At 45.6% G+C, this 20,811-nt stretch carries 14 protein-coding genes; 3 read left to right on the top strand and 11 right to left on the bottom strand.

Annotation, left to right across the window (positions count from 1 at the left end; all coding sequences use genetic code 11):
- Positions 1 to 71: 71 nt before the first annotated feature.
- From ugpC to L8S15_RS12045, 10 genes are all read right to left on the bottom strand, one after another.
- Positions 72 to 1,163, bottom strand: a complete 1,092-nt coding sequence (gene ugpC / locus L8S15_RS12090) for a sn-glycerol-3-phosphate ABC transporter ATP-binding protein UgpC (protein WP_010432646.1) — start codon at positions 1,161 to 1,163, stop codon at positions 72 to 74.
- Complete coding sequence (locus L8S15_RS12085; protein WP_065100645.1) at positions 1,163 to 2,512, bottom strand: GH1 family beta-glucosidase; 1,350 nt, start codon at positions 2,510 to 2,512, stop codon at positions 1,163 to 1,165. The genes ugpC and L8S15_RS12085 overlap by 1 nt, the downstream gene beginning before the upstream one ends.
- Positions 2,513 to 2,529: 17 nt before the next feature.
- Complete coding sequence (locus tag L8S15_RS12080) at positions 2,530 to 3,378, bottom strand: carbohydrate ABC transporter permease (protein WP_016766938.1); 849 nt, start codon at positions 3,376 to 3,378, stop codon at positions 2,530 to 2,532.
- Positions 3,379 to 3,424: 46 nt separating this feature from the next.
- The gene (locus L8S15_RS12075) at positions 3,425 to 4,411 is read right to left on the bottom strand and encodes a sugar ABC transporter permease (protein WP_102421509.1); all 987 of its coding nucleotides are present in this window, start codon (positions 4,409 to 4,411) and stop codon (positions 3,425 to 3,427) included.
- A 67-nt stretch (positions 4,412 to 4,478) separates the two neighbouring features.
- The gene (locus tag L8S15_RS12070) at positions 4,479 to 5,726 is read right to left on the bottom strand and encodes an extracellular solute-binding protein (RefSeq protein ID WP_280573247.1); all 1,248 of its coding nucleotides are present in this window, start codon (positions 5,724 to 5,726) and stop codon (positions 4,479 to 4,481) included.
- Positions 5,727 to 5,744: 18 nt separating this feature from the next.
- Positions 5,745 to 6,752 (bottom strand): LacI family DNA-binding transcriptional regulator, encoded by a 1,008-nt coding sequence (locus L8S15_RS12065; RefSeq protein ID WP_010432632.1) that lies wholly within the window; start codon positions 6,750 to 6,752, stop codon positions 5,745 to 5,747.
- Between the two features lie 434 nt (positions 6,753 to 7,186).
- A complete protein-coding gene (locus L8S15_RS12060; RefSeq protein WP_010432629.1) occupies positions 7,187 to 9,205 on the bottom strand; it encodes a methyl-accepting chemotaxis protein in 2,019 nt (672 codons plus the stop codon).
- A gap of 229 nt (positions 9,206 to 9,434) precedes the next feature.
- Positions 9,435 to 10,718, bottom strand: a complete 1,284-nt coding sequence (locus L8S15_RS12055; RefSeq protein WP_010432626.1) for a carbohydrate porin — start codon at positions 10,716 to 10,718, stop codon at positions 9,435 to 9,437.
- A gap of 374 nt (positions 10,719 to 11,092) precedes the next feature.
- Positions 11,093 to 13,153 (bottom strand): prolyl oligopeptidase family serine peptidase, encoded by a 2,061-nt coding sequence (locus L8S15_RS12050; protein WP_016792730.1) that lies wholly within the window; start codon positions 13,151 to 13,153, stop codon positions 11,093 to 11,095.
- A gap of 11 nt (positions 13,154 to 13,164) precedes the next feature.
- Positions 13,165 to 14,082 (bottom strand): LysR family transcriptional regulator, encoded by a 918-nt coding sequence (locus L8S15_RS12045; RefSeq protein WP_016766934.1) that lies wholly within the window; start codon positions 14,080 to 14,082, stop codon positions 13,165 to 13,167.
- Positions 14,083 to 14,329: 247 nt separating this feature from the next.
- On the opposite strand from L8S15_RS12045, the gene L8S15_RS12040 reads away from it, so the two are divergent.
- The 3 genes from L8S15_RS12040 to L8S15_RS12030 all read left to right on the top strand — a co-directional run bounded on the left by L8S15_RS12040 (position 14,330) and on the right by L8S15_RS12030 (position 20,365).
- Positions 14,330 to 16,021 (top strand): L-lactate permease, encoded by a 1,692-nt coding sequence (locus tag L8S15_RS12040; protein ID WP_010432612.1) that lies wholly within the window; start codon positions 14,330 to 14,332, stop codon positions 16,019 to 16,021.
- Positions 16,022 to 16,226: 205 nt separating this feature from the next.
- The gene (gene lldD / locus L8S15_RS12035; protein WP_010432610.1) at positions 16,227 to 17,366 is read left to right on the top strand and encodes an FMN-dependent L-lactate dehydrogenase LldD; all 1,140 of its coding nucleotides are present in this window, start codon (positions 16,227 to 16,229) and stop codon (positions 17,364 to 17,366) included.
- Positions 17,367 to 17,509: 143 nt separating this feature from the next.
- On the top strand, positions 17,510 to 20,365 hold the full coding sequence (locus tag L8S15_RS12030; protein ID WP_280573233.1) for an FAD-binding and (Fe-S)-binding domain-containing protein: 2,856 nt from the start codon (positions 17,510 to 17,512) through the stop codon (positions 20,363 to 20,365).
- A gap of 120 nt (positions 20,366 to 20,485) precedes the next feature.
- Here L8S15_RS12030 and L8S15_RS12025 read toward each other — a convergent pair whose 3' ends face one another.
- Positions 20,486 to 20,728 carry a hypothetical protein gene (locus tag L8S15_RS12025; RefSeq protein ID WP_010432606.1) on the bottom strand — a complete coding sequence of 81 codons (243 nt, stop codon included), beginning with the start codon at positions 20,726 to 20,728 and terminating at the stop codon, positions 20,486 to 20,488.
- Positions 20,729 to 20,811: the final 83 nt, after the last annotated feature.

Here is a 20,811-nt window from a genome sequence, read left to right as displayed (position 1 = left end):
TGGTTGATATCAGCTCGATGGCTGACTGAACCATTTGAATCTGTTGTCTCGAACTCGCTTTATTTAACGAACTAGCTCGCTAGCGAGTTTTCGCTTAGCGCGTCAAACAGGTGGAATGCATCCAAGTCCAAGTAAAGTGTCAGTTCTTTCACGTCTACTTCAGCCGCTTGAGTTTCAACCATTAACGGTTGACCGCCGATTTCTGTTTTCAGAAGAATGCTTGCGCCCAGTAATTCCTTGTCTTTTATTTTCACAGGGAATGGCAGTACGCGATCGTGGTCCACTTGCTCAGCACGTAGGTGAATGTCTGTTGGACGAACACCAAAATGCAGCGCTAGGTTTTTCGACGCCAAAGATTTGAATCGCTCAGGCAGTGGAATTTTTACATCGCCAAGTTCTACGAAGTACTCACCTTCTGTTTCAGTCAATTTCGCTTCCAGCATATTCATTGATGGGTTACCAATGAATTGCGCGACAAACTTGTTAGCAGGGCGTTGGAACACCTCAGTTGGCGTACCGACTTGTGCCACATAACCATCTTTTAAAATCACAATGCGATCGGCCAGCGTCATTGCTTCGATCTGATCATGGGTTACGTAGATCGTTGTGGTTTTTAGTTCACGATGTAGGTGTTTGATCTCTTCACGCATCACGCCACGCAGTTTTGCATCAAGGTTAGATAACGGCTCATCAAACAAGAAAACCTTAGGCGTACGAACCATCGCACGGCCCATAGCAACACGCTGACGTTGACCACCAGAAAGCTCTTTCGGCTTACGGCTCAGTAACGGATCAAGTTCAAGCATTTTTGCTGCTTTCAGTACTTCTACGTCGATTTCTGCTTTCGGCATGCCTTTCAGTTTTAGTGCAAAGGCGATGTTCTCATAAACCGTCATGTGTGGGTAAAGCGCGTAGCTTTGGAATACCATCGCTAAGTCACGATCTTTCGCGTCGACTTTATTCATCAGCTTACCGCCAACGACGATGTCGCCAGAGCTGATGCTCTCTAGGCCAGCAAGCATACGTAGCGTAGTCGATTTACCACAGCCAGATGGGCCAAGGAAAACAACGAATTCACCGTCTTCAACCGTAAAATCAAACTCTTTTACAACTTCAACGTCGCCAAATGATTTTTTGATGTTCTTAAATTCAACTTTAGCCATTACTTGTTCTCCTCAGCGCGCTCTAGAAGCATATTTTGGTATGCGATAGCACTCTGTTTTAATGTTCTTTTTTGGGTTTGGTAATCAACGTGGATAATGCCGAAACGTTGGCAGTAGCCGAACGCCCATTCAAAGTTGTCCATTAGGCTCCAGGCGAAGTAACCATCGACTCGCACGCCCGCTTCTACTGCGTTATGCACCGCTTCGATATGACCTTGGAAATAACGAACTCGTTGCTCATCCATCACTTGTCCGTTAACACATTCGTCGTTACCTGCTGCGCCGTTCTCTGTGATGTAGATAGGCGGCATATTTTCGTAACGATCATCCAGTCTTATCAATAAATCGGTTAAACCTTGCGGGTTGATTTCCCAACCAATATAGGTGTGCTCAGCATCGGTTTGTTTTACAGACTCAATATCACCGTTTTCATTGAAACGAGCGACGTTGCGTGTGTAGTAGTTGATACCGATGTAATCCACTGGTGCACTGATGATGTCGAGATCGCCTTCTAAAATCATCGGCATGTTCATCGCTTGGCGTTCAACCACTAACTGTGGGTATTCACCTTTCAATACTGGGTCAATAAACCAGTGAAAGTTTTCCGCTTCACAGTAATCCGCAGCACCTTGGTCTTGCGGCGTTAATGGGTAAGCTGGTGTCGCATTGAATACCACACCATGCTTAGCGTGAGGTGCATTCTTTCTAAGAATCGGCATTGCCAGACCATGTGCCAACATTAGATGGTGAGACGCTAAGTAGCCCTCTTTTTCACCCTTGATACCAGGCGCGTGCTCGCCCCATCGGTAACCAAGGAATGCAGAGACAAACGGTTCGTTCAGAGTAGTGTAAACGTCAATTTTGTTACCAAAATAGTCACTTACGGCTTCTGCGTATTCTGCGAATTTGTAAGATGTTTCGCGATTTAGCCAGCCGCCTTTGTCTTCCAGGTATTGCGGAAGATCCCAGTGATACAGCGTCACATACACCTTCATGCCGCGAGCATGACACTCATCGATAATCTCACCGTAAAATTCTAGGCCTTGCTGATTAACAACGCCGTCTTGTGGCAGGATGCGCGGCCATGCAATAGAGAGACGGTATGCATCAACACCTAAGCCTTGAATCATCTCGATATCTTGTTTCCACAAATGGTAGTGATCACACGCCACGTCACCATTGTCTCCGTTATCAACCTTACCCGGCTTTTTGCAGAACGTGTCCCAGATAGACGGTGTGCGACCGCCCTCTGCTACGCCGCCTTCAATTTGGTATGAAGATGTCGCGACACCGAATACAAATTCCTTACTGCGTAACTTTGAATCACTTGGAAGTTGAAATTTATTCATTGTTATAACCCTTAAACCTAACCTTTAACTGCGCCGGACGTTAACCCACTGATCATCTGTTTTGATGCGAACAAGTAAGTAATCACGAGCGGTAAAATAGAAATTGTGGTGCCTAGCATTACCGCGCCCCATGGCGTATTCGGAATACCTTGAACACTTCGAAGCGCTTGCGTAATAACATAGTTATCTGGGTTGTTGAGCACCACGAGAGGCTGCATAAACATGTTCCAGAAGAAAACGAACTGAACGATAGCCAATGTTGCGAGTGCAGGCTTCATCAGTGGCAGTACCACGCTCCAGTACGTTCTAAACTCACCAGCGCCATCCAGTTTCGCCGCTTCAAGTAGCTCTTTTGGAATCGATGCAATCACGTGCTGACGCATGAGGAAGATACCAAATGGTGTGGTGGTGAACGGTAGCCATACCGCCATGTGGTTATCCAACAAGCCTAAGAATTTCACGATCATGAAGTAAGGGATCAAGCTAAGCACCGGCGGAATCGCCATCGAGCCAACCAACATGCCAAACAGCACGTTTTTTCCGCGGAACTTAAACACTGCAAACGCGTAACCACCCATGCTACAGAACAGCAGAGAGATAGTTGTGCCTAGGAAGGCCACGTAAATAGAGTTAAACATCGCCTTCCAAAACGGCATGATTTCCAGCAGTTTTGCGTAGTTAACCGCTAAGCTATCGCCAATGGCAAAACTGATGCCCGAGCCAAAAATTTCTGAACGATCACGTGTTGAAAGCAAGGCTGACCACACGAACGGGAATACCGTAATAATCGCTGAAACAACCAGTAATATGCCGAGCATAACCATCAAGATCTTAGTCATGATGTACATGCTGCGTTCGCTTGGCATTAGGCCACTTAGTGGTGAGGTATTTGTCTTAATTGATGTCGACATATTAATGTTCCCCTAAGCCTTTCTTACCGAAGAATATAAATTGAACCAAGGTACACGTTGCGATGAGAGCGAATAGCAGCCAAGAGATTGCTGACGCTGTACCCATTTCTAACCATTCCCAACCCACTTTGTAGAGGTACATCGAAATGGTTAAACCAGATTGACCTGTACCACCCGTACCACGTGTTAAAACGAACGGTTCTTCAAACATCTGCAAGTTGCCGATGATGGTCATTGTGATAGCGAAGAAGATAAACGGACGAATCATAGGCAGTGAGATATTCCAGAAGCGGCGGAAAGCATTAGCACCATCCATACGAGCGGCTTCTAAAATGTCTTTCGGAATCGTCATCAAACCTGTGGTGTACAGAACAATGTTAAAACCTGTGTATTTCCAGAAAACCATGATTGCGATAGACGGCTTCACCATAGTGGCATCGTCTAACCAACGGATGGGTTGGAAATCGTTAACCCAAGCGAATGCCCAGCCAAACAGTGTGCTATCGGCGAGAGCCATTAACGTTTGGTTGATTATTCCTGAGTTAGGAGAGTACATGTTGAAGAAAATCAGTGACGCTGCGACCGTTGATGTAATGAACGGAAGAAAGTACGCCGATGTTAGCCAGTGACGCATACGGTTACCCATTGAAACCAGCATGTAAGCCACTGGAATTGCAACCAAGTGTTGAGCCACACCTGACGTAACCGCTAGCCACAATGTGTTCTTCAACGAACGCCATAACCATGGGTCAGTCAATGCAATGTGATAGTTTTCAAAACCAACGAACTCCATCGCATCCATGCCTCTTACCGGGTTCCACTCGTGGAACGACAGATAAACAGAGAACAACAGCGGGAAGATCCCAAATACAGAAAAAATGATCAGAAACGGCAGAAGAAATCCATACGGTGAAAGCGCTTTCAAATTTAGGCGAGAAAAAAAGCTTTGCTCCGAAGGTTCTATCGTTGTGCTCGCTGTATGATTCATAGTAACGACCTCTTAGAAAAGGAAGCGCGTTATCCACGCTTCCTCACTTACTTAAAAAAAGAACAAATTAAAGATTACGGGTACGACGTTTGATTAGACGCTCAGCCTCTTTAAGCGCTGTTTCGATGTCTTTACCTTCATCAAGTACTTCCATCAATGCGTTCTCTAAAATAATAGAACGTGCAACGTGATCGCCTTGCGCTGGAGATACTGGCTTAATATTCTGTGCGACTTCAGCAAAGATAAGACGAGCTTTTTGTCCGCCTAGGAACTCCACTTCTTCTTGGAACAATTCATCGTCATACGTGGTGATGTTCGCCGGGAAAGCAGCAATCGTTTCGAAGTGCTTAAGCTGAACTTCACGCTCAGTCGTCATGTATTTAATAAGAGCCCACGCTTCATCAGGATTCTCTGATTGCGTTGGAATAGAAAGGAATGAACCTCCCCAGCTGCCGTAGATGCCATCAGGTAGGTTTTCTACTGCCCACTTACCTTTAGTTTCAGGAGCAATCCAGTTATTTAGGTGACCAAGAAGCCAAGCGCCAGAAAGTTGAGTTGCAAATGTGCCGTTGCGAAAGCCTTCGTACCATTCGTTAGACCAAGCCAGAATACGACCGTCTAAGCCTTTGTCACGGATCTCTTTCGCTACTTCAAAAGCGTGAACGAAACGTTCTGATGTCACAACTGGGTTGCCATCTTTATCGAAGTAAAGACCTTCACCTTCAGGAACGGTCGTGAAGATAATCGCTTGTGCTACATCAGCCGCTGAAGCAATCAGTTGTACATTTTGCTCTTTCAGCTTTTCACCAGCAGCAATGTATGAATCCCAATCTTTGATTGCTTCTTCTACATCAATACCCACTTTTTCAAATACGTCAGTGCGGTAGTACATCACACCAGGGCCAAGGTCGACCGGAATGCCGTACATATTGCCATCAGCGCCTTTGCCTTGTGCCCATGCGTAAGGTGCGAATCGTTCTTCGTACTTATCTGCACCGTAGTTTTCAGACAGGTTAACTAGGCCGCCAGAGCCCACGAATGGACCGATTTTTTCTACATCCACTACGATCACGTCACCCGCACCAGAACCCGTTGCAAGGTTCGTTGTTAGTTTCGTGTGGTGGTCACCGTGGTTGTTCATTAGGTAATCGACTTTGATCCCCGTTTCCTTTTCGAAATCAGGCAGCAATACCTTTAGGCTGCTATCAAAATCAGGGAAACCGTCAAAACGAATTTCTTTGTCAGCGGCATTCACAGCTGTTGTACCTAATCCTAAAGCAACCGCGCATGAAAGCGCTAAGGTCTTAAATTTCATGTTCTATCCTTAATGTTTTTATAGGGTAACTGGTAAATCCAATACCGAGTTTCTAGTGACCAACGTCGGCAGCAATTTAAAGTTCACGTCATGTTTTATTTTTTTTAGCTTTTGTAGAGTGAGCTGCACTGCTTCAATGCTCATCTCTTCAATGGGGAAGTTAATGGTGGTCAAACTAGGGGTCAGATAACGCGCGAAGATGGTGTTATCAAAGCCCACCAGTGAGACGTCCTTCGGAACAGACAATCCCTCCTGATGTAAGACTTCGAATGCGCCAAATGCCATGTGATCGTTTGAAGCAAATACGGCCGTGAACCGACACTTGCGGTTGATCAACTTCTTCATAGCGCTGATACCAGTCTCTTCGGTAAACCCCGCCTCTGAGACCAAAGCTTCATCGTATGGCACACCCGCTTCTTCCAAAGCCTTTCGATAACCTTGCAAACGCCCCCTAGCATCTGCTTTATCTAAAGGCCCGGTAATACACGCGATATCTGTATGTCCCTTTTGCAAAAGATATTGAGTAGCGAGTAGCCCCCCGACTTCGTTATCAATGTCTATGCAACTCATCGCCATTTCTGGGATGAAGCGGTTAATCAAAACCACAGGGGTCCCCTGTTCTTCCAATTCAATTAAATAGTCATCACTCAGCAGTTGAGTATGAAGAATCAAAGCATCAACTCGACGCCCCAATAAAAACTCTACAGACTCGCGCTGCCCTTGCTCAGTGTTAGAACCCGCCGTGACGACAGCGTGGTAACCAAAGCGGCGTAAGTTCTCTTCTATACAATGCAAAATGCCTGAATAGAACGAACCGCCAAGTTCTGGAACAACAACACCAACACTACCTGTACGACTTGAAGCCAAGGCTTGAGCGATGGAGTTCGGACGATACCCCAACTCTTTGATCGCTTTTTCAACCTTTAGCTTCTTGTCATGACTGACTCTACTGGTGCCATTAATAACTCTAGACACTGTCGCCTGAGACACACCTGCATGTTCTGATACGTGTTTAATTGTCGCCACTCGAACCTCGATACTTCATTAGCTTGTAACCGCTTACAAAACGATTATTAAGAAAATACGTTTTAGTTGAAGTGAGTGTCATCACACTAAACCCGGCGCTAAAAAGGCCAGTTATGGAAATCATGAAAGCGCTTACAGATTCCCTTCATACCATGAAACTGTTTCATGAGATTATGGCTAAAGCAATAAGAACGCTGTTCTATTATTAATGCGTAAACTCAAAAAATCCGTCTAGGTCCCCCTTTTTTTGAAAGCACTATTTGGTGCAGCCCCCACAGCAGACGGTAATATACGGAACAAAATTGACCTTATTGTTTCAAGGGCAATACGAAATTGTATGAGAACATTTCACTCCTTCTGTAATTCACGTACCCAGAGACAAAAAGCCCAGCATAAGGCTGGGCGCGAAATCTCCGATAAACTCGATGTTGTGACTAATCCTTGTGACTTGGATGCTCCGCTAACTTAAATTCCTGCGTTAACGAGAATTGCTCTTGAGACATCACTTCAAGCTGTTGGCCATGTGAGAAAAGTACCTGAGATCGCTCGGAGTTCTCTTCTGCCAACATATGTATCTGACTGATATTTTGCGTGACTTGAGAAGCCACAACCTGATGCTCTGTGGTCGCGGTAGCGATCTGATGGCTTCTTTGTTCGACTTCGTTGAGAAGACCAAACACCTTAGAGATTGAGTGGTTGACCTCCCCAGTTTGTGCTACGCATTGAACCATACCCACCACACATTGATTGATTTGTTCAACGGCTAGCTTAGAACTGGTTTGCAGTTGTTCAATTTTATGGTGAATCTCTTGAGTCGATGCGTTGGTTTTCGCAGCCAATACTCGAACTTCATCGGCAACCACAGAAAAGCCTCTTCCTTGCTCTCCTGCTCGTGCCGCTTCAATGGCCGCGTTAAGTGCCAATAGATTCGTTTGCTCTGATATCCCCGATATCACATCGAGAATCGAACCAATGCTAGCACTCTCTTTTTCCAGCTGAGCAATAGTCACTGTCGATTCAGCCAGTTGACTTTCTAAACCACTCATCATCTCAACGCTTTTATCCATGGTCTTTTGACCATCACTTGAACTGGACACCGCTTCGGTCACTAGGGTTAAAGTTTGATTGGCCGCTTGGGTTATTTCCGTTACAGAACACTCAATTTGCTCCATCGCAGTTGCCACCATCACAGTTTGATTGGTCTGGTCTTGCATCGCTTCACGTAGTGAACGACTAGTGCTTTGGTTCTCCAAGGAAGCTTGCTGTAAATGCATCGACGAATTACGCATGTTCTCAATCATTTGAGCTAGATGGCTAATCACCAAATTAACTTTGTCACTGACTGAACCAAATTCATTGCTTGATCGATACTCAACCCTAGAGCTCAGATCCTTATTGGCGACTTGGTCTAAAGCACTTTGCACAAGTTTACTTGGCTTACGGATCCCTTTGGCAATGTTCAACCCGATCAACATAGCAACGAAAACCGATGATGCCGAGATGATGAATTGCATCAAAAGCGCCTGATTAGACGAATCTATCGACTCTTGATATAAACGTGTCGCGGTGTTTTCCGCGTACATAGAAAGCTCATCGAAATGAGCTAACTGAACGTCAATTAGCTGTTCTATATCCACTCTTTGTTGCGCGATAACCTCATGTCTTTTTACAGTCTCCATGTGGGTTGCAACTGAGCCTTGCTCAGAAAAGGCATGCAAAGCGAGTAACGACAAAGACTGTTTGCTACGTCGCATCAAAACTGGATTTAATGCCTCTAGGTCAGTGACCGCTTCTTCAAATCGTTCTTTACGACTGTGCAGACGGCGTTCGATACTACGAACCTCAGATGAGGTTTGCAGCGAAAAGGCCTCATTTGCTTCTGCGGCAATCAAACTCAATTGCACCAACAAGGCTTCGACTGCTTTTTGCGTGTTCTCCGAATCCGCACTCGCTAATTGATTCACTAAGCTGTTATTAAGCTGCCCCACGACAGACTGGAATTGCTCTTGTTTCATCGAGCCAAGGTCTTTGCCATCCAAATACGATACATAGAGATTCAAAACTTGTTCGATCTTCTCGAACGTAGACTCTCCCGTTTCATTAATTTTATTGAGCATGGATTCAATTGGTGAACCTGCTGCGTCCTTGCCTTCAAACCAATTTAATTGCTGCTGATACAGATTGATATTATTCAAAATGGTTTGCTTTAATGGCTCGAGTTCATCAATGTAATTGGCGGATAAATAGGGAATCGTGCTGCGATTAATGTCCAAGAATCCAATAGTAAGTGCCGACGATTGAAGCATTAGTGGAGTGGCTTGCTGTGTGATATTTTCAATTCGAGTTGTGATGTTCTTATTGCTACTGATACTTAGCCACGCAGAGGCTAACATAATTGCGATCAGTACAAAAAAACCCAGATAAACTCGAGACACAATGGAAGAAAGTCTCATAGTTATTCCTTGAGCTAGTGGCGAAAAAAAGGGCACAAAAATGTGCCCAAGAATGGAGTTAATTGAAACGTGCCCTAATCAATCTGCCTTTAGGGCTAAAATGGACAGTATTACTTACTCTTTAAAAGCATAGGTATTTCAACGTATGCTCTTAATAAGCATGGATATTTGAAAGCATCGCTCTTTGAAAATATGCCTAATTCAAAGAGCTGCTGTTTCTAGCTTGTGATTACCACCAAGCTTCAAACATTGCACCGAATGCAAGTGTATCTGCAGTAACCGTTTCAGTTGTGCCTTTAGTCTCCACATCACCCACTGTTGTGTAGAAACGTAGCATTGGACGACTCCAAGGTAGACCACCAAGTGATACGTTTTGAGATAGCGTGACTTTCCAACCGTTTTTCTCAGAACCATCATCACGATCTTCCATCGCGTAGCCCGCTTCTAACCATGTAGAATGCGTGTCATCCCATTGATATTGTGGACGAACTATACCAGCGTATTCGCTCTGCTCTGTTGCATCGTCACCAGAGATATCTTTGTACGATATAAGGTAATCAATAATGAATTGATCGCTCGTTGCGTAGTTACCTTCTAAACTTACATAGATAACTTGCTTATCGCCCGCTAACTCAAATACTGAGTTATCAGCACCGTCAGCGTATTTAGCAACTAACTTGTTGGAATCACCTAAGCCAAGAGTTGCACCGATTTGCCATGCATTTTCATCGCTTACTTTATTCCCGATAGTATCGGCTTCTTCAGACGCGAAACCATAGTTAGCATACAAATCTAGGTTGCCAATACCAGCATTGATGCCGTGAAGTTTCGACGTAATACCATAACGGCCTGAATCATTACCTAGAGCACCGTCTTCGCTATCAACCGCACCAACAAAACCCATGTCTAGCTTAATGCCACCAAGGTTTAAGTTGTTAAAGCCCGCACCTTGACCATCGTGAGACATCCAGAAGTAATCGTTCAAACCTTGTTGTGGACGCTGATGGAAATCACGACCAGCCCATGCGTATAGCTCAGGTTGGCTCTCAACGAAATTAGTGACACCAGCGTACATTTTCTTCAAGTTTACGCCGCCAGAAGAACCCCACTGATCGTTGTTCCAATCATCAAGCATGAGCACTACGTCCCACTTCGCACCGCTATCTGCTTGAAAAATTTTTCCTAATTGAAACTCACCGCCGTTGGCTTCGTTACCTAAACGACCAAGAGAGCGGCCTGAGCTACCAACTTCAACATAGCGATTGTCTCCATCCGAGTAATGTGCGCCGTAACGAGCGTAACCAGAGAATACAATCCCTTCTGGCACTTTCGTGTCTGGAGTCAGAACTGCTGGCTGTTGATCGTTCACATAATCAATTTCTACAACCTTAGATTCTAACTCTTGAATTCGTTTTTCTAATGCTTCGATATCAGTATCAGCAGCAAAAGAAGAGAGTGAAGCAAGCGATGCCGCCACTGCGACTGTTATTGGCAAAAGCTTAAATTTTTGCATTTTATTTCCCTATTATTTTTTTGAGTTTTCATCGGACAGGGAAATATTAAGCAATGAAAGCGTTGAAAAGTTAGTTGCTGTTCACACTGATAAATCAGCCCAAATGCCATGAAACTTTTAGAGTTATCACCAGATATAGTTATCTATTTACAATCAGGTAGATAGACGTAGAAATTCGCAATAATACAGCTTGAAATCGCTTTCATTTCATCAGTAATGGTGGCCACTATCACGAAAAAGGGTGTGGTAAAGAGACAAGAACAGGGTGCAATTTTGATTGATTTTCATATATATGAAAGCCCTCAAAATCTAAGGTAGATTTTGAGGGCTTTTGGTCTGAGTCAAATACCTAATTATCTAAGATCAAGTATTCGCTAAAGTGAATCTATGGACTCTATTCCCATATTGAACAGAGTAAATGCATAAATATCAGTAGTGAGATCGATCGCTTTACTCAACGGCATTCCGGCACCATGGCCTGCATTGACATCAATACGAATCATGACGGGCGCACTGCCTTTATGCTTATCTTGCAATTCAGCAATAAACTTATAAGAGTGCGCTGGTACTACGCGGTCGTCGTGATCTGCGGTCGTCACCAGAGTCGCTGGATAGTCTGTGCCATGTACTACATTGTGAACGGGTGAGTAACCAAGCAAGTATTCAAACATCTCTTTGTTTTGCGCTGATGTACCGTAGTCGTACGCCCAGCCTTCACCAGACGTGAAGGTGTGGTAACGCAGCATATCTAGCACCCCAACAGCAGGCAGAGCCACTTGGAAAAGCTCAGGCCTTTGTGTCATACAAGCACCCACCAGCAAACCACCGTTAGAACCGCCGCGAATCGCCAGCTTGTCGCGGCTGGTGTACTTTTCTGCGATTAAGAACTCGGCTGCGGCAATGAAGTCGTCAAACACATTCTGCTTTTGCTGCTGAGTGCCAGCTTTGTGCCACGCCTTGCCGTATTCGCCACCACCACGTAAGTTCGGCACTGCATACACACCTCCCAATTCCAACCAACTGCCCACCGTACCCGAGAAAGAAGGCGTTAGGCTCACGTTAAAGCCGCCATAGGCGTACAACATAGTTGGATTATTACCATCTAACACTAATCCCTTTTTATAAGAGATAAGCATAGGTACCTGAGTGCCATCCTTCGAGGTATAGAAGACTTGTTTAGACTCAAACTTGTCCGATTCAAACGGAGACTCAGAGCTTTGGTAGATTTCAGAGCTGCCTGATTCAACATCAAAAGAGAAAATCGTTGGCGGCGTTACATAGTTGGTAAAGGTGTAATAAAGCTGAGTTTGCTCTTTTTTTCCACCTAAGCCGCTGGTCGTTCCGAGACCTGGTAAGTGGATTTCACGAACGATGTTTCCTTGGTAATCCAACTGCTCAATCTTAGACACCACATCCACCATGTAATGTGCAAATAAGTAACCGCCACCTGCGCTGATATCTAATGGTTGTGGTTTTTCGGAAATGATATCAAGCCACTGTTTACTGCGATTATCAAAGCTCACCACCTTGCCGTTCGGCGCATCGAGATTGGTATACAGAATAAAGACTTCATCTCGATTATCTATGAGGTAAGTGTCGCTATCAACATGATCAATCAGCGTGTTCAGTGATTGTTCCTGTGAGTTTAAATCGATATAGAACAGGCGATTTCCCGACGTCGACTCTTGCCCAAGAATAATCAAATAGCGGTCGTCTTCGGTGGTGTAACCCGAAACATAGCGATGTTGCTCAGTACTATTTTCACCAAAAATCACTTTGTCGCTGGCTTGCTCGGTACCCAATTCATGAAAATACAGCTTATGTTGATCAGTACGAGCTGAAAGCTGACTACCGTCTGGTTTATCGTAGCTAGAGTAATAAAAGCCACGATTACCCAACCAAGAAATACCGGTAAATTTAGCGTCTGTGATTTCGGCTTCAAGCTGCTTTTTAGTCTCGGTATCAATCACAAAGATCTTACGCCAGTCACTACCACCCTCTGAAATGCTGTACGCCACTAGGCTGTAATCTTTAGAAAACGACACCGAACCCAGAGATGTAGTGCCATCTTCCGAGAAAGTGTTCGGATCTAGGAATACTTCCATCGGCTGACCTTCTTTCTGACGATAGAGAATACTGTGATTCTGCAAGCCATCGTTCTTATAGAAGTAGGTGTAATCTCCTCGTACAAACGGCTGCGAGCTCTTTTTATAGTCTTGCGCTTTCGCCAGCCTTTCTCGCAGTTCAGCGCGATACGGAATTTGAGCAAGGTAATCGAACGTGATTTCATTTTGACTCTCCACCCATTGGGCGGTTTCATCACTTCTGTCGTCTTCTAACCAACGATACGGGTCTTCGATTATCTGGCTAAAATAGTCATCGCTGACGATCTGTTTGTTGGTGATTGGATATTGATACTCTTTTAAATAGCTCATCGTGATCCTTATTAAAAATAATGTGAAATCGTCAGGTAACGTGTTCTGATGTGTTCAATCAATAACTTAATCTTGTTCGGTGGCTGGCGCGTAAAGGGGTACACCGCATAGATACCGAGCTTCTTGCCAACTAAATCTGGAAAGATATCCACCAACTGCCCATTTCTAATATCGTGATACACCAGACAACGCGGCACGTACGCAACACCATGACCGCCCAACGCGGCTTTACGCAGTGCTGTCGCGTTATCGGTAGAAAAAGAGCCTGAAACACGCACTATGTATTTGTCGTTATCAGTAAAGCCATCTTTACTATGTAGAAATTGCCACTCACTAGCGCCCGTTGTTTGATAAGCGTATTGCAGGCAGTTGTGATCCACCAAATCTTTGGGCTGCATCGGCTTACCGTTTTTGGCGATATAAGATGGAGAAGCACACACCACCCATTGCGAATCAAGGATATGACGAGCAATTAAACTGGAATCTTCCAAATAACCGGTTCGAATGACCAAGTCGAGACCATCCTCAACCAAATCGACAAAGCGATTGTTTAGAGACATATCGACCGTTAAACCTGGGTGCATATTACAAAACTCGGCAACAGCGTCTGCAAGAATCAAATCCCCCGAGATAGTAGGCACTGACATTTTGATATGACCACTAACATTTTCACCAAAGCCTGAAACTGCGTCCATAGCCTCTTGAGCCGCCTGCTTCACATTTTTGGCGCTATGTAGCATTGCCTTACCTGCCTCGGTAAGCGTCAATTTACGCGTGGTTCGATACAATAATTGCACGCCAATCTCTTCTTCCAAACGTGCAATTCTTTTACTAACTACCGAATTTGTAAGGTTATTTTGCTCTGCAACCTTACTAAAACTGCCCAATTCTACGACCTGTGAAAACAGGATCAAATCGTCTGCTCGCATCTGATTATGCCAATTTTGGAATTAATTATTTTCATTATTTCCCTATATCAATAAAAAATAAAGGGGTAAATTCACGCCAAATTAACAAAACAATTACAAAAACAGCTTTTGCAATCACATCGATTACAAATAAAGCGACTCTAATTACAACAACTGAATCCTCGAGATTCAGATTACACCTACAAAACTAATAACGTGTTATTCACTTCAAACATGAACGTTTGAAAACAAGTACGAGGAAGTACCCATGAGTGAAACCCTACTAGCTCTATTGGCCTTTTCGCCAATAGTTGTTGCAGCGATTCTGCTGGTTGGCCTTAACTGGCCAGCAAAAAAAGCGATGCCAGTGGCATTTGCATTAACCGTTGCTATCGCCCTATTTGCTTGGGATATGTCTAGCACTCGCGTGTTAGCTTCAGTATTCCAAGGCTTCGGCATAACCGTGTCGGTTCTCTGGATTGTGTTTGGCGCCATCTTCTTATTAAACACTTTGAAACACACCGGAGCTATCACCACCATCCGTAACGGCTTTACTGACATATCAGCAGACCGTCGTGTACAAGCGATCATCATCGCTTGGTGTTTTGGTTCATTCATTGAAGGTGCATCTGGCTTCGGTACACCCGCTGCAATCGCCGCTCCATTGTTGGTTGCCATCGGCTTCCCAGCATTAGCCGCGGTACTGATGGGTATGATGATTCAATCTACGCCAGTATCATTCGGCGCGGTTGGTACACCTATCATTGTTGGCGTAAACAAAGGTTTGGATACGCACAACATTGGTGAAAGCCTGATTGCAAATGGTTCAACATGGGACGCTTATCTACAGCAAATTACGTCAAGTGTAGCGATCATCCACGCCTGCGTTGGTGTGATGATTCCTGTATTGATGGCGATGATGCTGACTCGCTTCTTCGGTAAGAACAAGAGCTGGACTGAAGGTCTTGATATCCTACCGTTCGCACTGTTCGCAGGTGCCGCTTTCACCATTCCTTACGCATTAACAGGTGTTTTCCTTGGCGCTGAATTCCCATCACTAATTGGTGGTTTGGTTGGCCTTGCAATTGTTGTAACGGCAGCAAAACGTGGCTTCCTAGTACCTAAATCAAAATGGGATTTTGAAAGCGAAGATAAATGGCCAGCAGAATGGCTAGGTTCTTTGAAGATCGATTTAGACGACAACAAAGATCATAAAAAGATGAGCATGGCGATGGCATGGGCACCTTACGTGCTGCTCGCTGTCACTCTAGTTGCTAGCCGTGTGAGCCCTGAGTTCAAAGGCCTGCTTAAGAGCGTTAGCCTTTCGTTCAGCAACATCCTAGGCGAGACAGGCGTAAGCACTGCGATTCAACCTCTGTATCTACCTGGCGGTATCTTGGTATTCGTCGCACTGGTTGCTGTTCTCATGCAATCACGCAGCACAACACCACTAGCTAAAGCTTTTGGTGAGTCGAGCAAGACTCTGATTGGCGCAGGCTTTGTACTGGTGTTCACCATCCCAATGGTGCGTATCTTCATTAACTCTGGTGTTAACGGCGCTGATTTAGCAAGTATGCCAGTAACCACTGCAAACTTTGCAGCTGACCTAGTTGGCGGCGCATTCCCAGCGTTAAGCGCAACAGTTGGTGCGTTAGGTGCCTTCATTGCAGGTTCGAACACCGTTTCAAACATGATGTTCAGCCAGTTCCAATTCGAAGTAGCACAAACACTGTCTATCTCTAGTGCTGTGGTTGTTGCTCTGCAAGCCGTTGGTGCTGCAGCAGGTAACATGATTGCGATTCACAACGTGGTAGCCGCATCGGCAACCGTAGGCTTGTTAGGACGCGAAGGCGCAACACTACGTAAGACTATCATCCCAACGTTCTACTACTTAGTAATGACAGGAATCATCGGCCTAGTGGTTATCTACGGCTTCAAAATGACAGACGCACTTATGTAAACCATAAGTCGTTACAAAAGCACTTGGCGTTAATACTCAATTCCCCGACTGCAACACCGTCTAATAAGACAGTTGATGAGTTTCGGAATGGATACTAAAACACATCAACACCCTCGGGTATTAACGCCACTTTATCAAGAATAACAAGCAGCCCAAGCCAAGCTCTCACAGAAGGGCAACATCCCAAGAATTTAGGACTGAAATTATGATCATATCCGCATCGACTGATTACCGCGCCGCAGCAAAAGCAAAATTACCACCGTTTCTTTTTCACTACATTGACGGCGGTTCTTACGGAGAACATACCCTACGCCGCAACACGGCCGATCTTGCAGAGATCGCGCTCAAGCAGCGTGTACTTAATGACATGTCGGACCTAAATTTAGAAACCGAATTGTTCGGCGAAAAGCTGGCGATGCCGATTGCATTAGCTCCGGTTGGCCTAACGGGTATGTACGCACGACGTGGCGAAGTCCAAGCAGCAAAAGCAGCCGACAACAAGGGCATCCCTTTTACGATGTCGACCGTATCGGTATGCCCAATCGAAGAAGTCGCACCTAAGATTGAACGCCCAATGTGGTTCCAGCTTTACGTGTTAAAAGATCGCGGCTTCATGAAGAACGTATTGGAACGTGCAAAAGCGGCTGGCGTGACAACACTGGTCTTTACGGTAGACATGCCTGTACCCGGCGCTCGCTACCGTGACATGCACTCAGGAATGAGTGGCCCAAATGCAGCAATACGCCGCGTATTTCAATCTATGCGTCATCCTAGCTGGGCCGTTGATGTTGGCCTGTTAGGTAAACCGCATGACCTTGGCAATATCTCTACTTACCGCGGCTCTCCAACCAAACTGGAAGACTACATCGGTTGGTTGGGTGACAACTTTGACCCGTCGATTTCATGGAAAGACTTAGAGTGGATCCGTGACTTCTGGGACGGCCCGATGGTCATCAAAGGCATTCTTGATGAAGAAGATGCAAAAGACGCCGTGAGATTTGGCGCAGACGGTATCGTAGTTTCAAACCACGGTGGTCGTCAGCTTGATGGCGTTCTATCAAGTGCTAAAGCATTACCTGCAATTGCAGATGCAGTAAAAGGCGACACCAAGATTCTGGTCGATTCTGGTATTCGTACTGGCTTAGATGTAGTTCGTATGATGGCGATGGGCGCAGACTGCACCCTACTTGGCCGTTCTTTCGTCTACGCATTAGCAGCACAAGGACAAGCAGGCGTTGAGAACCTACTTGATCTGTACGACAAAGAGATGCGCGTAGCCATGACACTGACGGGCGCAAAGACAATCAAAGACTTAACCCGTGAATCATTGGTAGGGCTAGATTAAGACGCCACGATTCTGATTTAGATTCAAACTAATGCTTTGGTCTACTTCGACTGAAGTTCAATCGGTGTCACAGCAATTCCACTGCCGTTGTGACACCGTTTAAAAACAAATCAGTGCCAAATAAGAAGCACAAGGAAGCAAAGATGGAGACAAACACATCTCATGAGCGAGTAATAGACGCACAAGCTTATCAGCAGCTTGAAGCGATACTGGCTCAAAAAATAGAAACGGAACGCATTGTCACGCAAGAGGCAAAGCGCTTGGCTTACGGCACCGATGCGAGTTTTTATCGCTTGGTGCCGAAAATGGTTCTAAGGCTCAAAAACTTAGACGAAGTCATATTCACCATTCAAAGCTGTCGCGAGCTGGGCATTCATTTTACCTTTCGCGCCGCGGGCACTAGCCTTTCAGGGCAAGCCGTTTCAGACTCGGTACTCATCACTCTAACCGACGACTGGCGAGGCCACGAGATTGTCGATAACGGCAATCAGATCATTCTTCAGCCCGGTGTGATTGGCGCAGATGCCAACAAATACCTTGCCCCTTTCCAACGTAAAATCGGCCCAGATCCAGCTTCAATCAATACTTGTAAAATCGGTGGTATAGCGGCGAATAACGCCAGTGGCATGTGTTGTGGTACTGCGCAAAACTCTTATCGCACCGTCGAGAGCATGAAAATCGTATTGAGTGATGGTTCCCTACTTGTTACAGCAGATAACGCCAGCGTCGAGGCGTTCAAGCAATCACACAAAGCGCTATTTGAAGGTATTGTTGATTTACACAGACAGACTAGCTCGAATCAAGAACTGGCAGACAGAATCCGCCACAAGTACCGCCTCAAAAATACCACTGGCTACGCGCTTAATGCATTGGTCGATTACCACGACCCAATTGAGATCATCAAACACCTGATGATTGGATCAGAAGGCACGCTAGGCTTCATCGCAGAGATCACCTACAACACGGTTATCGAACACCCAAACAAAGCTTCGGCCCTGTTGGTGTTTGCCGACATCGAACAAGCAAGTAAAGCCGTTACTACGCTATCAAAAACACCCGTTGCTGCCGTTGAATTGATGGATGGCAGAGCACTGCGTTCAGTGGCTGATAAACCGGGTATGCCTGCATTTATGCCAAGCTTGGATCTAGAAGCCGCGGCTATTTTGGTTGAATCACACGCCAGCTCCCAGCAGGACTTAGATTTACAATGTAAATCAATTTTGGACGCATTGACTGAATACACGATTGTTGAATCGGTGCCTTTCACTTCCGATCCAAAGACAGTCGCGACTCTGTGGGGGATTCGAAAAGGCATGTTCCCAGCAGTTGGCGCCGTGCGTGAAGTCGGTACGACCGTTATCATTGAAGACGTGGCTTTCCCTGTCGAAAACCTCGCTAATGGTATTCGAGAGCTGCAAGAGTTGTTCGACAAATACGACTACAGCGAAGCGATCATTTTTGGTCACGCCCTCGAAGGCAACCTGCACTTTGTGTTTACCCAAGGCTTCGATAGCCAAGAAGAGATCGACCGTTACGGCGGATTCATGGATGACGTTGCCGAGCTAGTCGCTGTGAAATACCAAGGCTCTTTGAAAGCGGAACACGGTACGGGCCGTAACATGGCACCTTATGTAGAATTGGAATGGGGCAAAGATGGCTATGCCTTAATGCAACAGATCAAAGCACTGTTCGATCCAGAAAGGCTACTCAACCCCGGCGTTATCATCAACGACAATCCAAATTCCCACATCACAGACCTAAAGCCGATGCCTGCAGCTGATGACCTTGTCGACCGCTGTATCGAATGTGGATTCTGTGAGCCTGTGTGTCCGTCTCGTACGCTGACTCTATCACCTCGCCAACGTATTGTTTTATATCGCGAGCTACAACGCCGTCGTGCGGCAGGAGAAGAGATAGAAGCAAGCGAGCTAGAGAAGACGTTTGAATACCAAGGTATTGATACCTGCGCCGCAACAGGCCTGTGTGCCGAGCGTTGCCCTGTAGGCATCAACACTGGCGATTTAGTGAAGAAGCTTCGTATCGCTAAATATGAAAAGTTCACTCCAATTGCTAAGTGGACAGCAGGTCACTTCTCGACCACCACCAAGCTGACCAAGGCTGGCCTCAAAACCAACCAAGTGGCGAGCAAAGTACTAGGCGCAAATACCGTCGGCAAGCTAACCAACGGCCTACGCTCAATGACTAAAGGCGCGACACCCGTTTGGATGCCTGAGATGCCGCAATCCAATAGCCACTCGCTAGTCTCATCACCAGTGACGGCAGAATCCTCAAGCAATCATAAGAAGGTGGTCTACCTCCCTTCCTGTGCGAGTCGCACCATGGGACAGCAGAGTGATGCGGGCGACCAACGCCCTCTTACTGAAGTGACCATGTCTTTGCTTAACAAAGCCGGATTTGAGGTTATTCTTCCGAAGAAGCTCGATGACCAATGTTGTGGTATGCCTTATGACAGCAAAGGCATGACCGACTTAGCTCAATCGAAGGCTCAGCAGTTGGAAGAAGTGCTATGGCAAGCCAGTCGTCAAGGTGAATACCCAGTACTAATGGACACCAGCCCATGTGCCAAACGCAGTATTGAGCAATTCACCAAGCCACTAGAGGTGCTAGAGCCGACAGGGTTTGTGAACAAATATTTGCTTGAACATCTAACATTTGAGCCACTTAAAGAGACAGTGATGCTGCATGTCACTTGTAGCTCTCGCCGAATGGGTTTAGAAGGTGCAATGTTAAACCTTGCTAAAGCCTGTACCGAAGAAGTGATTGTTCCAGAGCATATTCAATGTTGTGGTTGGGCGGGTGATAAAGGCTTTACCACACCAGAGCTGAATGAGGCGGCAGTACATCCACTCAAAGAACAAGTGCCGAGCAACTGCACTCGCGGATTCAGCAACAGCCGAACCTGTGAGATTGGTTTATCACATCACAGTGGCATTCCGTATCAATCAATCTTGTACTTGGTTGACGAAGTGGCGCAATAGCTTCGCGCTTACTCCGAGCGATGCGCTCTAGCTTAAAACAAAAAATGGCAGCCCAATCAGGCTGCCATTTCTTTATTCGTTTGATAAAACGTTATTTAGCTAGTTGTTACGAGCTGACAGTTAGAGAGATAAGCTCATCAACTCCTCTGGTGAGTAGTGTTCTGCTTCTGCACCTTTGGCGATTAAGTCGATCACTTTGAATTCGATCATGTCACCAAACTCTTTAGTTAAGTAGTCACGAAACGCTTTCTCGTTCGGCCATTTACCTCTTACGATATAGCCATCTTCTTTGTCAAAGTCTTCCGTTTCAAAGAAGGAAAAATCGGTCATACCAATATTGTGGCAATACAAAACGAGATACATGTTGAATCCTTTACACTTAACTAGGGTCTGTTTAACTTTCGAGCAGCGCTAAAAGCGCTTCCAAAAAGCAGGCCTAAGATTAC

The organism is Vibrio sp. S/42/10 (assembly GCF_029890535.1).
Taxonomy (GTDB): domain Bacteria; phylum Pseudomonadota; class Gammaproteobacteria; order Enterobacterales; family Vibrionaceae; genus Vibrio; species Vibrio cyclitrophicus.
Note: the sequence above shows the minus strand (reverse complement) of the source record. Positions and strands in the feature narration are given on the sequence as shown.

Coding starts and splice junctions, on each gene's coding strand:
- L8S15_RS12045 (WP_016766934.1), bottom strand. CDS start 14,082: ATGCGAGCAGACGATTTGATCCTGTTTTCACAGGTCGTAGAATTGGGC.
- L8S15_RS12085 (WP_065100645.1), bottom strand. CDS start 2,512: ATGAATAAATTTCAACTTCCAAGTGATTCAAAGTTACGCAGTAAGGAA.
- L8S15_RS12030 (WP_280573233.1), top strand. CDS start 17,510: ATGGAGACAAACACATCTCATGAGCGAGTAATAGACGCACAAGCTTAT.
- L8S15_RS12075 (WP_102421509.1), bottom strand. CDS start 4,411: ATGAATCATACAGCGAGCACAACGATAGAACCTTCGGAGCAAAGCTTT.
- L8S15_RS12080 (WP_016766938.1), bottom strand. CDS start 3,378: ATGCCAAGCGAACGCAGCATGTACATCATGACTAAGATCTTGATGGTT.
- lldD (WP_010432610.1), top strand. CDS start 16,227: ATGATCATATCCGCATCGACTGATTACCGCGCCGCAGCAAAAGCAAAA.
- L8S15_RS12055 (WP_010432626.1), bottom strand. CDS start 10,718: ATGCAAAAATTTAAGCTTTTGCCAATAACAGTCGCAGTGGCGGCATCG.
- L8S15_RS12040 (WP_010432612.1), top strand. CDS start 14,330: ATGAGTGAAACCCTACTAGCTCTATTGGCCTTTTCGCCAATAGTTGTT.
- L8S15_RS12060 (WP_010432629.1), bottom strand. CDS start 9,205: ATGAGACTTTCTTCCATTGTGTCTCGAGTTTATCTGGGTTTTTTTGTA.
- ugpC (WP_010432646.1), bottom strand. CDS start 1,163: ATGGCTAAAGTTGAATTTAAGAACATCAAAAAATCATTTGGCGACGTT.
- L8S15_RS12070 (WP_280573247.1), bottom strand. CDS start 5,726: ATGAAATTTAAGACCTTAGCGCTTTCATGCGCGGTTGCTTTAGGATTA.
- L8S15_RS12050 (WP_016792730.1), bottom strand. CDS start 13,153: ATGAGCTATTTAAAAGAGTATCAATATCCAATCACCAACAAACAGATC.
- L8S15_RS12025 (WP_010432606.1), bottom strand. CDS start 20,728: ATGTATCTCGTTTTGTATTGCCACAATATTGGTATGACCGATTTTTCC.